Annotated in this window: 1 protein-coding gene; it reads right to left on the minus strand. The window is 40.0% G+C overall.

Annotated elements, in window-relative coordinates; genetic code table 11:
- Positions 1–669 (minus strand): branched-chain amino acid aminotransferase (locus GMD5S_RS0209735; RefSeq protein ID WP_272943338.1); only part of this gene is annotated, 669 nt, incomplete at its 3' end.
- Between the last annotated feature and the right edge of the window lie 256 nt (positions 670–925).

A 925-nucleotide genomic window follows, 5' to 3' on the forward strand; every position in this document is an offset into this window, starting at 1 on the left:
TATCTTTGTATGAGTAGATGGGTCTAGGTAGATAACGTCTGAAAATTGGCGTGACTTGGCCATTTTACCTGGGAGGAGACTAGCAGCATAGTTCCCACCTACCTTGGCCGCACCCGTACCATTTGGAGCTGCCCGGTCGTATTCATCCTGAATCAAGAAGTTGGTTGGGACTAAACCACCTTTAAAATAGTTACCAACTGGCATAGCAAAGATGGTGAAAATATACTCTTCTGCTGGTTTAACCCCAATAATATCCCCAACACCAATCAAAAGTGGACGAAGATAAAGGGTTCCACCTGTTCCATATGGTGGGACGTATTCTTCATTTGCACGCACAACTGCTTTACAAGCTTCTACAAACATTTCTGTCGGAACTTGTGGCATCAAAAGACGGTCACAAGTACGTTGCAAACGCTTAGCATTTTCGTCAGGACGGAACAGTTGAACACTGCCGTCCTTGGTACGATAGGCTTTCAATCCCTCAAATGCTTGCTGTCCATAGTGGAGACTTGGAGAAGACTCTGAAATATGCAAGGTTGCATCCTCTGTCAATTCTCCTTGATTCCATTGACCATTTTTGTAGTGAGCGATATAACGGTAAGGTAGTTTCATATAAGCAAATCCAAGGTTTTCCCAATCAATTGCAACTGTCATGTGTTTCTCCTTTATACTATTCAAACTATGTGTTCTATTCTACACTTTTCTAGTAAAATTTCAAGTATTATTTGTAATTTTCTGAAAATTTTTTCAACATAAAGAAATCAGCCCTCTGGACTGATTCTTTTTAAGAATTTGCTTTATCTTCTTTAAAGACTTCTTTGAGGTAAGCATCGAAAACTTCTTCATCTGAAATGGTGTCTGATATAAAGCTTCCATTGCTAGTGCGTTCAGACAAGTTCAAATCTTGCAATCGGCTCTCATAGAT

The organism is Streptococcus sp. GMD5S, assembly GCF_000298715.2.
Taxonomy (GTDB): domain Bacteria; phylum Bacillota; class Bacilli; order Lactobacillales; family Streptococcaceae; genus Streptococcus.